Source organism: Thermanaerothrix solaris (assembly GCF_032334255.1).
In the GTDB taxonomy this organism is placed as follows: domain Bacteria; phylum Chloroflexota; class Anaerolineae; order Anaerolineales; family Anaerolineaceae; genus Thermanaerothrix; species Thermanaerothrix solaris.
Window position 1 is genome coordinate 1,216,516 of sequence record NZ_JAUHMF010000001.1, and the last position, 17,763, is coordinate 1,234,278.

At 54.1% G+C, this 17,763-nt stretch carries 19 protein-coding genes; 13 read left to right on the forward strand and 6 right to left on the reverse strand.

The window, feature by feature from the left end; genetic code table 11:
• Positions 1-80 precede the first annotated feature (80 nt).
• The 7 genes from QYE77_RS05610 to QYE77_RS05640 all read left to right on the forward strand — a co-directional run bounded on the left by QYE77_RS05610 (position 81) and on the right by QYE77_RS05640 (position 6,092).
• Positions 81-974, forward strand: coding sequence for a hypothetical protein (locus tag QYE77_RS05610; RefSeq protein ID WP_315624391.1), 894 nt, complete (start codon positions 81-83; stop codon positions 972-974).
• A 3-nt stretch (positions 975-977) separates the two neighbouring features.
• Positions 978-2,171, forward strand: coding sequence for a radical SAM family heme chaperone HemW (gene hemW, locus QYE77_RS05615; protein ID WP_315624392.1), 1,194 nt, complete (start codon positions 978-980; stop codon positions 2,169-2,171).
• Between the two features lie 344 nt (positions 2,172-2,515).
• Complete coding sequence (locus tag QYE77_RS05620) at positions 2,516-2,968, forward strand: hypothetical protein (protein ID WP_315624393.1); 453 nt, start codon at positions 2,516-2,518, stop codon at positions 2,966-2,968.
• A 19-nt stretch (positions 2,969-2,987) separates the two neighbouring features.
• Positions 2,988-3,869 carry an ATP-binding cassette domain-containing protein gene (locus tag QYE77_RS05625; RefSeq protein WP_315624394.1) on the forward strand — a complete coding sequence of 294 codons (882 nt, stop codon included), beginning with the start codon at positions 2,988-2,990 and terminating at the stop codon, positions 3,867-3,869.
• A 4-nt stretch (positions 3,870-3,873) separates the two neighbouring features.
• A complete protein-coding gene (locus QYE77_RS05630; RefSeq protein ID WP_315624395.1) occupies positions 3,874-4,701 on the forward strand; it encodes an ABC transporter permease in 828 nt (275 codons plus the stop codon).
• Between the two features lie 113 nt (positions 4,702-4,814).
• Positions 4,815-5,435, forward strand: a complete 621-nt coding sequence (locus QYE77_RS05635) for an HAD family hydrolase (protein WP_315624396.1) — start codon at positions 4,815-4,817, stop codon at positions 5,433-5,435.
• 36 nt (positions 5,436-5,471) lie between these two features.
• Positions 5,472-6,092 carry a metallophosphoesterase family protein gene (locus tag QYE77_RS05640; protein WP_315624397.1) on the forward strand — a complete coding sequence of 207 codons (621 nt, stop codon included), beginning with the start codon at positions 5,472-5,474 and terminating at the stop codon, positions 6,090-6,092.
• 9 nt (positions 6,093-6,101) lie between these two features.
• Here the strand turns inward: QYE77_RS05640 and QYE77_RS05645 are convergent, their stop codons facing one another.
• Genes QYE77_RS05645 through QYE77_RS05660 form a run of 4 tightly spaced genes read right to left on the reverse strand, consistent with a single transcriptional unit; the run spans position 6,102 to position 10,782 of the window.
• Positions 6,102-8,723, reverse strand: coding sequence for an FtsW/RodA/SpoVE family cell cycle protein (locus tag QYE77_RS05645; RefSeq protein ID WP_315624398.1), 2,622 nt, complete (start codon positions 8,721-8,723; stop codon positions 6,102-6,104).
• Positions 8,720-9,589: an S-methyl-5'-thioadenosine phosphorylase gene (gene mtnP / locus QYE77_RS05650; RefSeq protein WP_315624399.1), complete on the reverse strand. Its 870-nt coding sequence runs from the start codon at positions 9,587-9,589 to the stop codon at positions 8,720-8,722. The genes QYE77_RS05645 and mtnP overlap by 4 nt, the downstream gene beginning before the upstream one ends.
• Positions 9,586-10,032: an FHA domain-containing protein gene (locus tag QYE77_RS05655; protein ID WP_315624400.1), complete on the reverse strand. Its 447-nt coding sequence runs from the start codon at positions 10,030-10,032 to the stop codon at positions 9,586-9,588. The genes mtnP and QYE77_RS05655 overlap by 4 nt, the downstream gene beginning before the upstream one ends.
• Positions 10,033-10,035: 3 nt before the next feature.
• A complete protein-coding gene (locus QYE77_RS05660; protein ID WP_315624401.1) occupies positions 10,036-10,782 on the reverse strand; it encodes an FHA domain-containing protein in 747 nt (248 codons plus the stop codon).
• A gap of 63 nt (positions 10,783-10,845) precedes the next feature.
• Between QYE77_RS05660 and QYE77_RS05665 the strand changes: the two genes are divergently transcribed.
• Positions 10,846-11,262, forward strand: a complete 417-nt coding sequence (locus QYE77_RS05665; protein WP_315624402.1) for an archease — start codon at positions 10,846-10,848, stop codon at positions 11,260-11,262.
• 117 nt (positions 11,263-11,379) lie between these two features.
• Positions 11,380-12,831 carry an RtcB family protein gene (locus tag QYE77_RS05670; protein WP_315624403.1) on the forward strand — a complete coding sequence of 484 codons (1,452 nt, stop codon included), beginning with the start codon at positions 11,380-11,382 and terminating at the stop codon, positions 12,829-12,831.
• Here the strand turns inward: QYE77_RS05670 and QYE77_RS05675 are convergent.
• Together QYE77_RS05675 and QYE77_RS05680 are read right to left on the reverse strand one after the other, a co-directional pair.
• Complete coding sequence (locus QYE77_RS05675) at positions 12,828-13,346, reverse strand: YbaK/EbsC family protein (protein WP_315624404.1); 519 nt, start codon at positions 13,344-13,346, stop codon at positions 12,828-12,830. The genes QYE77_RS05670 and QYE77_RS05675 overlap by 4 nt on opposite strands.
• 7 nt (positions 13,347-13,353) lie before the next feature.
• The gene (locus QYE77_RS05680) at positions 13,354-14,427 is read right to left on the reverse strand and encodes a CehA/McbA family metallohydrolase (RefSeq protein ID WP_315624405.1); all 1,074 of its coding nucleotides are present in this window, start codon (positions 14,425-14,427) and stop codon (positions 13,354-13,356) included.
• Positions 14,428-14,491: 64 nt separating this feature from the next.
• Here QYE77_RS05680 and secG point away from each other — a divergent pair, with 64 nt between their 5' ends.
• The 4 genes from secG to QYE77_RS05700 all read left to right on the forward strand — a co-directional run bounded on the left by secG (position 14,492) and on the right by QYE77_RS05700 (position 17,751).
• Positions 14,492-14,713, forward strand: coding sequence for a preprotein translocase subunit SecG (gene secG, locus QYE77_RS05685; RefSeq protein WP_315624406.1), 222 nt, complete (start codon positions 14,492-14,494; stop codon positions 14,711-14,713).
• Between the two features lie 104 nt (positions 14,714-14,817).
• A complete protein-coding gene (locus QYE77_RS05690; protein WP_315624407.1) occupies positions 14,818-16,518 on the forward strand; it encodes an ABC transporter substrate-binding protein in 1,701 nt (566 codons plus the stop codon).
• Positions 16,519-16,614: 96 nt separating this feature from the next.
• Positions 16,615-17,184, forward strand: coding sequence for a hypothetical protein (locus tag QYE77_RS05695; protein ID WP_315624408.1), 570 nt, complete (start codon positions 16,615-16,617; stop codon positions 17,182-17,184).
• Positions 17,185-17,199: 15 nt separating this feature from the next.
• Complete coding sequence (locus tag QYE77_RS05700; RefSeq protein ID WP_315624409.1) at positions 17,200-17,751, forward strand: cob(I)yrinic acid a,c-diamide adenosyltransferase; 552 nt, start codon at positions 17,200-17,202, stop codon at positions 17,749-17,751.
• Positions 17,752-17,763: the final 12 nt, after the last annotated feature.

A 17,763-nucleotide genomic window follows, 5' to 3' on the forward strand; every position in this document is an offset into this window, starting at 1 on the left:
TACAGCAAAGGGTTCCCCTGAAGGCAGGCTTATTGTTTTGTGCATGTCCGGTGTTAAAATTCTTTAGAGGATTCTTGAGAATGACAGGGCTTCGTCCTTTGACTCGGCTACTCCTAGTTATGGGGCTAATGGGGTTAACGGCCTGCACCCCCCAGGTGCCTTCCCCAACCCTATTAGGGACTACGCCCATCCCTTCCCCTACCCTTCTACTGCCCACATCCGTATCCATTGAACCCACTCTGACACCGTGGATTTTCCCCTCCGGCCTGGTCATTGAAGAACACCCACTTCGCAATCTCCCTTCTGTCGAACCCTTATACTTCGAACCCTTGACGGGCACCTTTGACCAAATTATGGCCCGCCATGCTGACTTGCGCACCAATGTCATTCAGCACAACACCTTTTTTGATCCGCAAGAGAATGCCTTTGAACTCTGGACGCCATGGCAAGGACAGCGGCTGGAGGTCGTGACCAAAACCAACTCTGCTAACCAGGTCATGGCAGAAGTACGCCGGGGCGACCAGGTAATTTACACCCTGCCCCTTGGTCAACCAGGGGCACTCTCTCAGGTGCAGGGGGTGTGGGCACAGGGAGACACCTGGGTTGCCGAAGTGGTGTACCTCACCTGCCATTCCGTTCGCACGGGTGAAAGTCAAAGCGTCGAGTGTCAACCTCGAGGCCTGATCATTCAAAACGGTGAGGTACTGAATGAGCGTTATGGCTATGAAGAAGCCTTTGGCTTTCAATGGTTGAACGGAAAACCGTTCTACTTCTTCCAAAAATCGGGGTGGATCGGAATTCACTATCATGACCAAGAGATACCACTGAGATATGCTGAAATCCCTCACTATAGGTGTTGTAGCGCAGCCGAATTAAATCCGCTTCATGCTGCCCAAATGGTCGCCTTCTTCGCCCGTCGCGGCGAACAGTGGTATTATGTCGAGGCCGGGCTTTTTACCCCGGGCCAACAATAAACCATGAGCGACGTTTACAGCCTTTATCTTCATATCCCCTTCTGCCGCCACCGATGCGCTTACTGCGACTTCAATACCTACAGTGGTCAAGAGAGTCTCATCCCCGCCTACGTCAAAGCTCTCTGCGCTGAAATCCGCTATGTCGGCCAAACTGCCCCTTACCGCCTACCTGTGCATACCATTTACTTTGGCGGCGGAACACCTTCCCTTTTACCTGCGGATGCCATTGCATTGATCCTGAAGGCCTGCCACGAGGCATTTGATGTGATTCCCGAAGTTGAGATCAGCCTGGAAGCAAACCCCGGCAGTATCACCTTTGAGTGGCTGAAAGCCGTGCGGCGCTTGGGCATCAACCGCCTCAGCCTGGGCATGCAATCCGCTCACCCCGACGACCTGCGCCTGTTGGAACGGCAACATGATTTTTTTGATGTAAGCCAGGCCGTGCGCTGGGCACGCCGTGCAGGCTTTGACAATCTCAATCTCGATCTGATCTATGGGATTCCGCATCAATCGCTTTCCCGCTGGCAAGAGACCCTGGAGCGTGCGTTGGGATTACATCCCGAACATCTCTCGCTTTATGCCCTAACCATTGAGCACACCACCCCGTTCCATCATTGGGTCGCACGCGGCCTAATCCCGTCGCCTGATGACGACCTCGCTGCCGAGATGTACGAGTGGGCGGACGAGCGGTTAAGTCAGGCCGGTTTTGTACAGTATGAGATCTCCAACTGGGCCCAGCCACGGGGTGGTGATCTGCTGATGTGCCGACACAACCTGCAATACTGGCTCAATGCGCCATATTTAGGACTCGGCGCCGGTGCCCACGGCTTTGCCAACCACACCCGCACCGCCAACGTTCGGGGGATCAAGGCGTATATCGATCGCCTGGCTCAACTCACAGAACGTCCTTTCCCACTTACGCCAGCCACCGAACAGGCTCAAACCATTGATCTGTTAACCGAAATGCAGGAAACCATGCTGATGGGACTACGCCTGACCCGCGAAGGGGTCTCCCAGCAGCGCTTTTACGAACGCTTTCATCAGGCCATGGAAGAGGTCTTTGGTTCTACGATATCCTACCTGGTCAACTTAGGACTGCTAGAATGGCGCGAGGAACGTTTGTGTCTGACTCGCCGAGGCCGGCTTTTGGGCAACCGGGTATTCATTGAATTCGTGGGCGAGACTCGGCCCCGCTGATACCACATTGAAACCTTAAAATTTTCTAAATAAGCCCCAATTTCCTTGACAGATCGTACCGGTGCAGATAGACTAAAATCCGATATTGAAACGAAAGGACGCACTCGAGAGGATGGTGGAGATGACTTACTTTTCCGGAGGCACCTTTACCCTGCGCGATAGCAGTGGTGGGGTTGCTTTACCTTCTCGGAGTGCGCCTGTTTGCGGATAGAAAGCGGTTAGCGCGACAGCAACGGCCACGGGTGCACTCCGATCCCGTGGCCGAATTATTTTAAACTGATGCAATATCCCAATAGGCCACGGGAGTCTCCCGGTGGCCTATTTGTCTTTTGGAGGCAAGCATCATGTTTGAGATCCTGAGTCAACTTAATACCTTCCGTATAGACTACTTTGCCGACCCGCGTATCCCGCAACCCGAAGGCGTGGGGCTCTATGTGAACGGCGCCCTTTCCTCTAACCAGCCTTACAGCCGCGAAGCCAAACAGGCGTTAGTCGTAGGATTATGCCTCATCCTGCGCTGTGGATTGGCTGGACAACTGGCAGTTGTATATGTGGACATCACCTCAACTTCCAACTTGCTCCCGCCCGCCTATGCCCAAATGAAACAGGATTTAGAGCGCGGTTTTATCCAGTGCATCCTGGTGGCCAACCCCCCAGCCCTTCAACGCAGCCCCGCCTTGCACGAGGATTGGAAAGCCTTCCGAAAGCAACATTCCGAGGTCAGATGGTTCATCCCCGACCCACGCTGGAAACAAGTTCGTCCGATTCGCTCTACTTTACTCATCATGTCAGCCTGATTTTATAGGAGGTTCATCCATGTCGCACGCCGTTGTGGTAAACGATGTATACAAACAATTTGGAAAGAACGAAGGCCCTTTTTGGAAAGCGCTTTTCCCCCCTCGTTCTTCCAATGGTAACGGTAACGGAAAACACGGCGCCTCAACACCCCACAGCCCATTTCAGATCATCGTGGCCGTGGATCACGTATCCTTTACCGTGGAAGAAGGGGAAATCTTCGGTATCCTTGGGCCGAATGGTGGTGGTAAGTCCACCCTGATTCGCCTGATCGCGACCCTCTTGCTCCCGGATAAGGGCAAGATCAGTGTTTTTGGTTACGATGTTGTGCGCCAGCCCTTGCAGGTGCAGCGCCTGATCAATCGCGTGAGTGTCGAGGCCTCGTTCTTCAAAAAACTCTCCCCGATGGAGAACCTGATGTACGGCGCACGCCTGTACGGTCTTTCGGCACGTGAGACGCGCAAGCAGGTCGTCGAGATCTTATTACGCCTGGGGTTAAAAGAGCGCGATATCTACCACCCCATGGAAGAAATGTCGCGCGGGATGCAACAGAAAGTGGCCATCGCCCGTGCGTTGCTATCACGACCGCGCTTGCTTCTGCTGGATGAGCCTACCACGGGTCTTGATCCCCGTTCGAAACGTGAGGTGCAGGCCGTGGTGCGCGAACTGCGTGAGGTGCACGGCACCACCATCCTGCTCACAACGCACGACATGAACGAAGCCGAAACGTTGTGTGACCGCATTGCAATTATGGATAGCGGTCGCGTCGTTGCCCTAGATACCCCCGCGGGGCTCAAGAATCGTGTGCGCGGTTCATCGGAAGCCTCGCCCACACTGGAAGAGGTCTTTCTTGAATTGACCGGTAAACAACTGCACAACCCCGAAGAGGATGAGGAGGCATGATGTTATGACGACATTAAGTTACCAAATGCGCGCATCCTTTGCGTTTGTAGAGCGCAATTTTAACCTGATCAAACGCTATTGGTCCTGGGAGTTGGTCTGGCTGGTTTACTCCATTACCGATAGCATGGCGGTTTCGTTCATTGGACTAGGTATGGAACGGATTGGTGGAGCCGCCGCGGTCAATACCCAATACCTGGTGCTCTATCTGTTGGTCGGTACATTAGTGTGGCGTTTTCTCTCCACAATCTTTTACTGGATCACCGATTTGATCAGCATCGAGCGCTGGGAGGGTACCATTGAATACACGCTGATGGCCCCAATTCGACGCCTGACCCACATGGCCGGGCAAACGGCGTTCTCGCTCGTTTACAGCCTGATCTTCACCGGCGTCATCCTGATCGTCATCTCACTGGTCTTTGATATTGACCTGCGTCATGCTAACCTGTTCAGCGCCACGGTAATGCTCCTGGCCGGAAGTGTGTCCTTTGTCGGCATCGGGGTAATGGCTTCGGTACTGCCTTTACTCTTTCCGGAACGCGGTTCACAGATGACCCATGTGTTTATCGCCCTAATGCTGCTCATCTCCGGAGTGTATTACCCGGTGGATGTACTGCCCGGCATATTGCGCACTTTGGCTGTTTACAGCCCGGCCACGTATGTCCTGCGTGGAGCGCGCATGGCTATCCTAGAAGGTGCATCCGTGCCGATGTTGTGGCCGCAAATCTGGCCCGCGCTCTTAATGGGATTGTTCCTTATCCCATTGGGGTTGTGGATTTTCCAACAGGCGGAGCACTACGCCAAGCGCACTGGAAAACTACACCGTAATGGTTAAGCCAGTACCACTACTACAATCGCATTGGGTGGCAGCCAAGTTCTCACGGCTGCCACCCAGTGTTTTAGTCGTGTTATACTTTGAGCGCATATCCTAACGAGGGTAATTCAAAAATGATTAAAGCCGTGATCTTCGATATGGGAGGGGTGCTTCTACGTACCGAAGACCCCACACCTCGCACCCAATTGGCGGGGCAGTATGGATTAAGCGTATCAGCGCTGGAAAATTTGGTTTTCAACAGTGAGAGTTCCATCCGAGCCGAACGCGGCGAGATCTCCGAACAAGAACACTGGGCTTGGGTCTGCGCCCAATTGGGATTACCACCTTCCGCAATCCAGGACTTACAAACCCAATTTTGGGCCGGTGACCGGCTGGATACCGAACTAGTTACCTTCATTAAGAACCTGCGCCCCCACATCAAAACAGGTCTATTGAGCAACGCCTGGACTGGCACCCGTCAAATTGTGGAAGCACGCTATGGCTTCCTGGATGCGTTCGACGTGGTTATCTTCTCTGCCGAAGTGGGAATGCGCAAACCTGACGCACAGATTTTTCACCACACCCTCAAGCAACTCCAGGTAGCTCCCCATGAGGCTGTTTTTGTGGATGATCTACTCCCCAACGTCGAGGGAGCACGTCGGGTGGGTTTACACGCCATTCACTTCACCCATCCAACCTCCGTACGTGAGGCCATCCAAGCCCTCTTGGACCACCATTTTCAACCCCGCTCATAACCCTGATTTATGCAAGGCCAGATCCACCATCCACCCATGCCCTGGTCGCCTCCTCCAGAACTTGCTGCACGCCTTCCGCTTATGGTTGCCGTCGTCGCCGATACGCATGTGCCAGACCGCTTTGAGCAGTTACATCCCCACCTGCTCCCGGCGTTGCACAGTTATCATCCCGACCTAATCCTGCACGCCGGTGATATCTGTATCCCTGAGGTTCTGAAAACCCTTACCACAGTAGCGTCGGTGGTTGCCGTGCGGGGCAACCGGGATTGGGCTTTTCAGAATACCTTGCCCTGGCAACGCGAGTTCACCCTGGGAGGTGTTACCGTCGCCCTTATGCATGGTCATGGCTCATGGCGCACTTACGTCTTAGACAAATGGCAGCACCTTCTCAACGGCTACCAACTGGAACGTTATCGCCAACGCCTACTTAATCAGTCACCCAATGCCCAGGTCATCATCTTTGGACACACCCATCGCCCGGTAGCCGAGTGGTACCAAGGGCGCTTATTTCTCAATCCTGGTTCTGCCGGAACCGGGGTCAGACCAGATTACTTACCTTCCTTTGGTATACTCCATGTTCGATCCCCCGAACAAATTCACGCTACCATCCATCATTTACCACCCTTCCCACGGCGGGGCGTGACTGGTAAACCTTAAGGGTGGCTATTAGCGCAAAGCCACTGTAAGCACTTCGCGCACAATTTGTTCCCCTTCTTCTGCCGTACCTTCTTCCAGTGCCAGAACCACTACCAGCGGAGAGCCCTGCCAACTGGGCACCGTACCGGCCAGCACCCACACCACTGCCTTATTGCCGCTCTGGCCGCGACCAAAAGCCATCCAAATCGGCAAATTACTATCTGCCCAGGCTTCTAATTGTTGGACCCTACGCCCGGCCAGTTCAACCTTCGTCCCGCTTCCTACCGGTAGCACAATCCACTCTTGTTGGGGTGATTTAACCGCCCCAACCAGGTGAATATCCGGGCGCAACCCCTGCTGAAGAACCGCAACCGCCTGCGCCATTTGCAGGGGAGAAAGATACCAACCCGCTTCGCCAGTGATAAGGCTCTCCAAACTGGCATCAGCGGGCGGTAAACTTGCTTTGGCTATAGGCAGAGGAAGTTGAATAGGAGTTCCCCAACCCAATTCCGACCCAAGCGCCGATAATTGCTCCCCACTCAGTCCCTGTGCGAGCGCCAAAGTCACCCATGGGCACCCAGCCTGCGCCGCACTCGCCCAATTGAGCGGAAGTGCGGGCGTTCGCGCACAGGGGAACCGCCCTTGCGCCGTTTGCAGGGCCAGACTTTGAGGCGAGGTATCGGTCTGTTCTGGTGAAAGCCGTTGAATCCCCCATAAGAAAGGCGTCAGCGCTGTGCCCGGCGGATACTGCCCCTGGGTAACCCGATTCAACAACGGGGCGCGTGGATCCGCCTTCCACCGCTCCCAGTCTTCATCCAAACGGTTAGGATCATAGGAAGGTTGTGACACCATAGCCAGGATTTCACCGCTCTGGGCATTCAAAATCACCAGAGCGCCTTGTTTCCCCGTCATGGCAGTATCCGCGGCACGCTGAAGTTCCAAGCTCAGGGTCAATCTTACGTCTAAACCTTGTGGAGGCTGCGCATAGAGCAGGCGCGCCAGCAAGATATTCCAGGCCGGCTGTCCCACCCACCCTCGCAGGTAGCCATCTAGGCCGGCTTCTAAACCGGTCTTACCCAATTGAGGGTGGATAAACCCCAACGTTGAAGCCAGGGGAGGATAAAGCACAACCCGCCGATAGTTACCCGCTTGTCCTTCACTTTGAACCAGCACATTTTCCTGGCGATCTAATATCTGACCCCGCGGCACGAAGCGTTCAGCAACCACCCAACGCAAGTTATCGGCACGGTTGCGCAATGCCTCACCCCGAATTAGCCCCCACCATCCTCCCAGCACCGCGAGTAGGGCTAAAAGGCCTAGAAATCCACCCCCTACCACCCGAAAAGGTTGCACAGCGGTTACGGGCGTGACCATGGTTTCCTCGGTAGCACTGATTTGAAGTAAAAACAACAGCGCAACAAAAGAAACGATCAGAGATGACCCCCCATAAGAAACAAAAGGTAGCGTGACTCCGGTCAAGGGGAACAGGCGCAGGTTCCCCCCGATGATCAACGCTGATTGTCCCCCTAGGTAAACCCCTAATCCAGCCGCCAGTAAACGCCGATAGAGATTAGGTGCACGGACAGCCACAATGAAGCTGCGGGTTACCAGTAAACCAATCAACCCCAATAATCCCACCAACCCCAACAGTCCGGTCTCTTCGGTTATGGCCACCGCGATGAAATCCGAATGAGCCACTGGCACAAAACCCGGACTACCCAACCCCGGGCCGGTGCCCAAAAGCCCACCCTCGGCCACCGCAATCAGGGATTGGATGATCTGGTATCCCACACCTCCCGCTTGCGACCAAGGATCCCACCAGGCTAAAAGGCGGCCATGAATCAAACCAAACACAGCCCCACCGACCCAGGCGGCAAGGATCAACCCAGCCAGGGTAAAGAGCAGAATCCTGCGTTTCCCCGTTGCTAAATAAAGTACCAATGTATAGAGAATGAGAAGCAATGAAGCAGTGCCTAAATCGCGTTGGATCACCAGGAGTGCTACGGCAATCCCTACTACGACCAGGGTTGGCGCTATCAAGGAGGTTAAGTCAAACGAAAAAGGAAGTCGTTCGGCCAGGTAGGCGGCCAGATAAATGAGCAAGAGAATCTTCAACGGTTCTGCTGGCTGAAGGTAGAACCCACAACACCCCAACCACAGGCCTGGTCCTTCCCCCGCCGGGTAGGTGCCGAACACCAGGGTTAATGCCACCAGAAGCAGCCCTAATGCCAGCCAGACGTATTTATACCGCCGCAGCCAGAGCAACAGATTGGGCCAACGCACCCCCATGCCTAAAAGCAGCCAGCCGAAACCCAGCCAGAGCATCTGCCGCAATCCCAGGCTTGCATCCAGACGCCAAACCGTGAGCAATCCCCAACCGCTCAACAATGCCCCTAACGGTAGTAAATAAGGATCATGGTCGCCTAAATACGTCTGAAGGGCGCGCCGTACCCACCAGGCACCTGCGGCCCAAACCGCAAATCCCATCCAATGGCGCCAGTTAAGCGCCGTCTGCAGGGTATGCACCCGCACCGCCGGTGCCAGGGTAAGAATTAAAGCGTAGAGGAAAAGGAAAGCCGCCGCCAAATTAAGGAGACGGCTTTCCTTGATTGCGTTATCAAGAAAGGACGAAGACTTGAAGAGAGTGTTCACGCCGGGAGGTATTTATCCACCAACAAACTTAATTTACGCCGCGTTTCGAGGGGAATCTTCTCCGGGGCGGTAATCAGGGCTTTGGAAAGGGCTTGCGGGCATTCGCAGGTGCGTACCCCGTCTAATAATCCCACCAGGTTCCGAATCACCTCTTGAGCGGCTTGAACATTTTCGCTGAGCGTACGGATCACCATCTCCACGCTCACCGGCTCTTCGCTGGTATGCCAGACATCATAATCAGTGACATGTGCCAGAACCGCATAACACAACTCGGCTTCACGGGCCAGGAATGCCTCAGGGCAGGTAGTCATGCCGATTATGGACATACCCCACGCCCGATACAGATTAGATTCGGCGCGCGTGGAAAAACGAGGTCCTTCAATGGTGATAAACGTTCCGCCCCGATGGACCGTAGCCCCGCTCCCAGAGGCTGCGCGGTAAAGCAAACCCGAGAGATTGGGACAGAAGGGATCAGCCACACCAATGTGGGCCACCAGGCCCTCGCCGAAGAATGAACGTTGCCGGGCCCGGGTGAAGTCAAATAATTGATCTGGCACCACAAAATGCCCCGGACGATAATCATCCCGCAGTGAGCCGCACGCGCTCACACCGACGACATACTCTACCCCCAGTTGTTTCAAGGCGTAGATGTTGGCACGATAATTCACCTCGCTGGGAAGGATAAAGTGCCCCAGCCCATGCCGCGCCAGAAACGCGATCCGCTTGCCTTCTAAGGTGCCCAGCACGATGGGAGAACTGGGCGAACCGAACGGCGTTTCGACCTCGATAGTCTCCACATTCTCTAAAGCACTGAACCGATACAACCCCGAACCACCGATGACACCGAGAATGGGTTTTTCGTTCATACCTCCTCCTGTGATTGAATTTGAATGCGCAGCAGGGCCTGACCGCAGCGCAGAGTATCCCCAGAAACGACCACTGTGGGCATCTGCACCCGTTCGTCATTCAGAAACGTACCATTCGTTGAATGTAGATCCTCAACCCACCATTGGTGATCCCGATAACGTAAACGCACATGACGAGTTGAAACCGTCTCATCCTTTAGAACCACCTGACAAGAGGGATGTCTTCCTACCAGGATCTCCCGCTCCACAAACCGATAAACTTGATTTTCCCCTTCTTTTTCAGAGACGACTTCCAGGGCAATCGCGGGTGTCGCCTCCCGGGCCCCACGTTGCAAATGAAAATTCAGTTCACGCCACAGGGTCAGTAGTGCCCAGCCCAGGAATGCATAGAGCACAACCGCCAGCAAAATGCGCAAAATAAGCACGAAAATACCGGTGATCATACATTATTCCATAGGTTGGGTTCCGGCTGTGCCATCGGGCTGACTCTCTTCTCCATAGATCAAAGGGACACCAGCCAGTGAGATCACATCCCCTGCCTGCAGTTCACGCTGGAAAATACGCTCTCCATTAACATAAGTGCCACCAGTCGAATTGAGGTCGAAAAGCACAAAACAGTCACCAACGCGACGAATCTGCGCGTGATGACGAGAAACGCGCAAATCGGTAATGACCAGCGTGTTATCGCTGTGACGACCAATGCTGATCACGCTTTGTTCCAGGGGGAATACCTCCTGGCCTCGCACGATCAGAAAGGCCCGACGCCCATGTGGCACACGAGACTCCGGCTCCGCGTTTAGCGTGATGACTGCTGTTTCGCCCAACCTCTCATCCTCCCATTCCCAATGAACACGCATTTCATCCCCTTCGAGATTGGGATTCTCCCTTAGCACAATCTGAGGGGTTCCCAGGAAGTTAAACCCTGCCTCTCCAGCCAATTCTTCCAATGCCCGAATCAAAGGCGCTTGCCAATCACCTTTGCGATGCCATGTGGCGTAAATCGCGTGCGGCACCTCAATGACACAGAGATTCGGCAACGGGCGCCCGGTAGGTTGATTGAGCAAAGCGGTTTGCAGAGCCTCAAAGAGATGACGTGACCAGTCTTCGGTATGATCGCGCCAGGGTACACGCCCCAGGTAATCCTCAACCAGGGCGCGCAGGCGCTGTTCAAGGTGTTCGAGACGAAAACCCATACGTTATAATATTATAAGACACAACCTGAATCAAAAAATGAAGCCCGGTCAAGCCAACCTTCCATGAACACGGTGCCCATCTCAGGCTTTGAAGAAATCCGCCATACCGCCGATTGGGCGTTACGGGTATGGGCGCCGGATTTAGCTACCCTCTTCACCCAAGCAGCCCGTGGGATGTATTACCTGGAAGGTGTGGAAACGGCACCAGATCCTCAAGTAGACCGTCAGATTACCCTCCGCGGCGAAGATTTTGAAAGCCTATTGGTAGCCTTCTTGAATGAACTGCTTTATCTGCAAGAAACCGAGCGGCTGGCGTTTGAGATCCTCCACTGCAACATTCACGACCATGTCTTAGACGTCTTGGTTTTGGGTAAGCCTATTCGCCACCTCAACAAGGCCATCAAAGCCGTCACCTTTCACAATTTAGCCATTCGTTCCACACCTCAAGGGCTTGAAACGATCCTTACGTTCGACGTTTGATCATCACCGTTGTAGACCTTATTACAAAGGCTACCGCCGAGGCTGATAGAAAGCCACCACTCGCCGCTTCTTTTATCGTGCAATTTGGGATGGACGGATGAGAATGGAGGTGCTGCCATGATCCGTTTACAAGATATTCGTAAAGTTAACGACTATGAGTGGGAAATCCCGGCGACCTACCGCTCGGATATGCGTGCCTCGGTGCGCCTTTTTGTTACCCGCCGCCTGCTTGAGGCCTCACTTGAAGATCTCTCCCTCGAACAGGCCATTAATGCCGCCACCTTGCCCGGTGTGGTGGATCCGGTGGTCGTGATGCCGGATATGCACCAAGGGTATGGCTTTCCCATTGGTGGGGTTGCGGCTACCCGAGTCTCAGATGGCGTGGTTTCACCCGGTGCCATTGGTTATGATATCAATTGTGGGGTGCGCTTACTAGCCTCACAAATTCCTTACGAGCAAGCATTACCTTATCTCGACAACCTGGCCTCAGCCTTGAATCGCTACTGCCCGAGTGGGGTGGGAACCGAAGGCGAATACCGTCTCAGCCATGAGGAATTGGATCAAGTTTGCCGCCTAGGTGCGCGCTGGGCCCTCAAGCGCGGTCTGGCCAGTGAAGAGGATCTACGCCGCACCGAAGAAGGGGGTTGTCTCGAAGGGGCGGACCCTAACAAAGTGAGCCACAAAGCGAAGGAACGCGGCCGCACCCAACTGGGCACTCTGGGGGCAGGTAACCACTTCCTTGAAGTTGATGTCATCGAACAAATCTTTGACCCCGAGGCCGCTCAGGCGATGGGGCTGCAGGAAGGCAACCTCGCGCTTTTGATCCATTGCGGATCGCGTGGATTCGGTCATCAAATTTGCACGGATTACGTTCAGGATCTGCAGAGTGCCGTTAAGAAATACGGTATTCACCTGCCCGACCGCGAACTGGTTTGTGCCCCCATTAACTCACCCGAAGGGCGTGATTATCTGGCTGCCATGCGTGCCGCCGCAAATTATGCCTTTTGCAACCGACAATTGCTGGCCCACGCCGCCCGTCGCGCTTTTGAAGAGGTCTTTGCCGGCAAAGTGCGCAACTGGCATCTGCACCAGGTTTACGATATCGCCCATAATATGGGAAAGATTGAGACGCATATCGTCAATGGAAAACCCCTTAAGGTTTGCGTTCATCGTAAGGGAGCCACACGTGCCTTTGGACCTGGATTTCCTGAATTGCCTGAAGAATACCGCCACCTAGGGCAACCCGTATTGGTGCCGGGAAGCATGGGCACGGCCTCATGGGTGCTCATTGGCACGGAAACCAGCATGCAACGCTCATGGGGTTCCACTTGCCACGGCGCCGGGCGTGTCCTTAGCCGCCACAAAGCCAAGAAAGAGATTCGGGGTGAGCGATTGCGCGACGAACTTGAGAAGCGCGGCATCCACGTGCGCGCCGGCTCCATGTCGGGATTGGCCGAAGAAGCGCCGCAGGCTTATAAAGATGTGGATGAGGTGGTCGAAACCGTTGCCGGCGCAGGGATTGCGCGCAAGGTCGCCCGCCTGCGCCCGGTGGCCGTGATCAAGGGTTAGAGGTCGTCTTCCCCAAACTCTGCAGTTTCACCCTCCGCCAACGGTCGGCTGATCTGGGCCGTGCGCGCGCGAGTCAAGTCTAAAAAAGCCCGCACCGGCAACCTCAAGTTAAGACCGCGTTGTCCCCCAGAAACATGAAACGTTTCTTCATCTAACGCGCTCTCGTCCACAACCACCTGAAACCCTCGTTGCAGTAATGCCAGTGCCGAGATTCCCCCGGCTTGTAAGCCGGTCAATTGTTCAGCTTCACGCTGGGTAGGCACGCGAAGTTTTTTCTCCCCCAAGAAGGCCGCCAATGCTTTGAGGTCCACAGCACGCGTGCCCGGGATAACGGCTAAGATCGGTTTACCCCCACCTTCGCGCACCACCACAATGGTTTTAAATACTCGCTGAGGTGGCACCCCCAAACGGCGCGCCGTCTCCAATGCTCCCAGTTTTTGAGGGGGTAACTCAAACACCTCAAAAGGAATATGGCGCGCCTTAAGTAATCGAATCACGTTATTGGTCGCCACCATAATTTACCTACTCCCGCCCGGGCTTTAAGTAAATCGGATTGCTGAAAATCCACCCTCGCCGCCGCCCCAGATATGAGAGGTAACACTCCACCCGATACACGCCGGGGGTCTGCGTAATCCAGGTACAGACTTCCTGCCGCTTCCAAATCTTAATCACCTGCCCGTCTTTAATCAGTCGGCATTCTGCAGCCTGGGGTAGGCGAATCTTTAAGGTCACCCCACCGTTGACATCCAGGGAATCCCCCATGACGACCGTGCGAGAACGTCCCTGAGCAGTAAAACGGAAACCCCGCGTTGATGCAGGTAAATCATAACCAATAAAGCAGTGCCCTTGGCGTAACGCGGTCAAAACGCTCTGCTTATCAGTATTAAAATCCCCACTTAACGCTTCGGGCAACAGGACATGTGTGTTGATCGCCCGAAAGTGAAACTGATATGGAAATACGACCCGCCGCAAGAAGCCGGCGCGCAAATGCAGTGCATGCGCATCCGATCCTCCAATGGCGACCACCGGCTGTCCTTTCTGAAGCAGTGCATCCCAACGCTGCAGTGTCGCCGGGATGGGTCCATGAGCCACAAATTGGGGGAAAAAGGCGTAAAAGAATGCCTGAAGGCGAAAGCGAATCACATTTTTAAGTTCACTAAACCCATTCCAAAGTTCCAGGCCGGTAAATCCATAGACCTCCCAGTCTTCCCATGAAATATCTTCCTCACCAAACATCGGTAAGGCGGGGTCGTTAGGATGGGCAATAAAGACCAACCCACCCGCCTGACGCGCCGCGTCTATCACGCGTTGCGGCGAGCCGGCCAGCAGGGATAACTCGCGATTAGCGCCGATCACCAAAAGGTGATTTTTCTGTGGGTTGCGCATTCGATCATGAACTTCCTCACCTACCAGTAATAAAACGCGGCGGTCATGCGCTTCGCGATACCCCTCGACTCCCTGCACCCACACATTATGATCAGTAACGATCACCCCATCCAAGCCTGCGCGAGCCGCGGCTTCAACAATATCGCGATGCAGGCCGCTCCCATCCGAATAGCGCGTATGCATGTGCAGGTTTAAAATGATCTCTTCCATGGCGGTTGACGATTCTTGAAATTAGACGGTATAATCCTGGCGTTGCTTCCTAAAGGAGGAAAACGTGACCACTTACTTGGATATCGCATTGATTATAATCTCGCTTGCATTAACAGCCAGCGTCATTCTACAAAACAAAGGCGTTGGCTTGGATGGGTTGACTGGTGCCGATAGCACTCAGGTCTTCAGTGCACGTCGCGGCCTCGAGAAAACCCTTTTCAATATCACCATTGGCTTGAGCGTCATCTTTTTTATCTTGACCATTTTGACCATTGCCTTACGGTAAACGACCGCGTTGCCGTGCCGTGCGTGACTAGGGATCAAATTGATAACCAAGGGCCTTTGCCCTGATCGAAGGGAAGGTGCCCTTATCTTGCTTTCACAAGGCCTATGAAAAATTTTCGCTGGCAACTTCTTATTATTTTCTTAACTGGCTTGGTGGTTAGCATTCTGCTATTGAGCGAACGCCCCAATCCGGTTCTCTCACCCCAAACCCCCGAACCTCGCCGCGGTGGTGCTTATACCGAAGCCCTCATTGGCCAGTTTAATCGTCTGAACCCCCTACTGGACTTCTATAATCCAGCCGATCGTGATGTGGATCGTCTGCTCTACAGCGCCTTACTGCGTTTCGATGAACGTGGGTTACCTCAAGCCGACCTGGCCGAGTCATGGGGCATTTCGCAAGACGGTACCGTCTATAATTTCACCTTACGTCCAGGCATAAAATGGCATGACGGACAACCCCTGACTAGCGCTGACGTGGTCTTTACCATCGAGAAATTGCGTGAGGGCGGTTCAGCTGTCCCGGCGGATTTGCAAGAATTCTGGAAATCCATTGACGTCAAAGCGCTCAGCGATACTGCCCTCCAATTCCGCCTGCCGGAGCCTTTTGCACCTTTCCTAGACTACCTGACCTTTGGGATCGTCCCTAAACACCTTCTCGAAGGAAGGACCTTTGACGAGATTGTTAACGCTGACTTTAATATGCAACCTGTTGGTAGTGGCCCCTATCGGTTTGATCGCCTTATCGTAGAGAACGGCACCATCACCGGTGTAGTACTTAGCGCCAATGCGGACTACTATATTCATCCCCCATACATCGAGCAAATCGTTTTTCGTTACTATCCTGACTCCGCGACCGCGTTACAGGCCTTCCGCGACGGGCAGGTTCAGGGCATCAGCCAAATCACATCTGATGTATTGGCAGAAGCCTTGGCCGAGCCCAATCTCGCCCTTTATACCGCGCGTCGCCCCGAATTGAGCTTGATCTTGTTCAACCTAAAGAACGCCGATGTACCTTTCTTACAGGATGTGGCAGTGCGGCGTGCGCTTTACACTGCGATCAATCGTCAGTACCTTGTGGATCGAATCTTACAAGGGCAGGCTATCTTGGCAGATGGGCCGATTTTTCCCGGCACTTGGGCTTATTATGAGGGCACACCGCGGGTAAACTACAACCCAGATGAGGCTCAAAACCTCCTGCGTGAGGCTGGCTACACCTTACCGGCGGAGGGTGAACCCGTTCGTGTGAACAAAGATGGAGTTGCAATTCGTTTCACCCTGTTGTATCCAGATACACCTCACCATCGTGCCCTGGCCGAAGCCATTCAAACCGATTGGGCACAACTCAACATTGACGTCCAACTCGAAGCCGTACCTTACGACGTTTTAGTGCAACAGCGCCTTGCCGAACGAACGTATCAAGCCGCCCTTGTGGATCTGAATCTCTCCCGGTCGCCGGACCCCGATCCCTATCCCTTCTGGGATCAGGTTCAAGCCACCGGAGGGCAGAACTATACTCAATGGGATCACAAACTAGCCAGTGAATACTTGGAAAAAGCGCGCATCACCCCGGATATCGGCGAACGCACTCGCCTCTACCGCAATTTCCAGGTCATCTTCGCCGAGGAATTGCCAGCCTTACCCTTGTTCTATCCGGTTTATAATTACGGCATTAGCCAGCAGGTTCAGGGCGTGCGCGTTGGTCCACTCTTTGACACTGCGGATCGCTTTGCTACGATTTTAGAATGGCATCTCCTGGCAGCACGTCCACAACGTACAGAAATCACACCGTCACCTACCGCACCCTAACTTTTCTAAATATTCTCCCTATCGCCATGGGCAACCCGTCGGCCTCGAATGCCTGACGGGTTGCTGTAAATTTAGGGCTTTTTGCTTGAGGTGATCATGAACCTTCTCGATAAAGACTGGGCTTTCTTCCAAGCCGCCGTGCCCGAATTGGAAGATTACCTCCTCTCGCCAGTGTTATTCTGGCCGCTCAACCTCCGCATCGGCTACCCCATTCCTGAGGATCTCAATCGCTTAACGCTGGGAAACCTGCTCCTTGCCCAGGCCCGCCTCAATGCTCACCCCTGGCCCGAACCACAACACCGCCAATTAGCCCAACTGACCCAGCAGGTACAACAAATCCGAGAGCATTGGCGCGCCAACTGGCAAAAGAAAGCCGCACAAGAAATTCCAACTCGACTAAACTTATGGAAACAAGCCCTCGCAGAGGCACTTGACCCATCGGCGACGCCTTCATCCACCATGTGGGCGTATCAAGTGCGACATCGTGCCATCTTGCATTTTCTCTTCCTAGAGATTCCCGCTATTGAGCCCTCGCATCGCGAGGCACTCGCAGCCCTGGATCAACGCCTGCGCAGCACCAAACCACTGAACGGCTTTTTGTGGGAACCCGAGCTCCAGGCTGCTTTCCCCCCCGAGACCTTTTGGTTCCTTTACATTATGCCCTAAAAGCGAAGGAGCAGCATGATGACATTTTACACCCGCAATGGCGATGATGGTTTCACCGGGTTGTTAGGCGAGGGTCGTGTTCCCAAAGAGGAAAGCCGGATTGAAGCTCTGGGCACTCTGGATGAGGCAACCGCTGCCCTGGGATTAGCGCGCAGCCTCATCCAAGATCAAACCCTAAAGCAGGTTGTTTTACACATCCAGCGAGATCTCTATTTGCTGATGACCGAGGTCGCAGCTACCCCTGAAAACGCGGTGCGTTTCCGCCGGATTAACTCGGCTTCCGTAGCCTGGTTGGAGCAACAAACCGATACCTTCGCCCAAAAGGTTGCTATCCCTGATGAATTTATTCTACCCGGCGAAACACCTGCCGGCGCGGCCCTTTCTCTTGCGCGCACAATCATCCGCCGTGCCGAGCGGCGAGTAGCAGCTCTCTTCCACCAAAAACTGCTTGAAAACAATGACGTACTTCGTTACCTCAACCGCCTATCTTCGCTCTGCTTTGTACTGGAACTTTTCGTCTATCAATCCGGTGGGGTAGATCGCCCTACGTTGGCAAAAGATCTCTAACATCATCAGAGG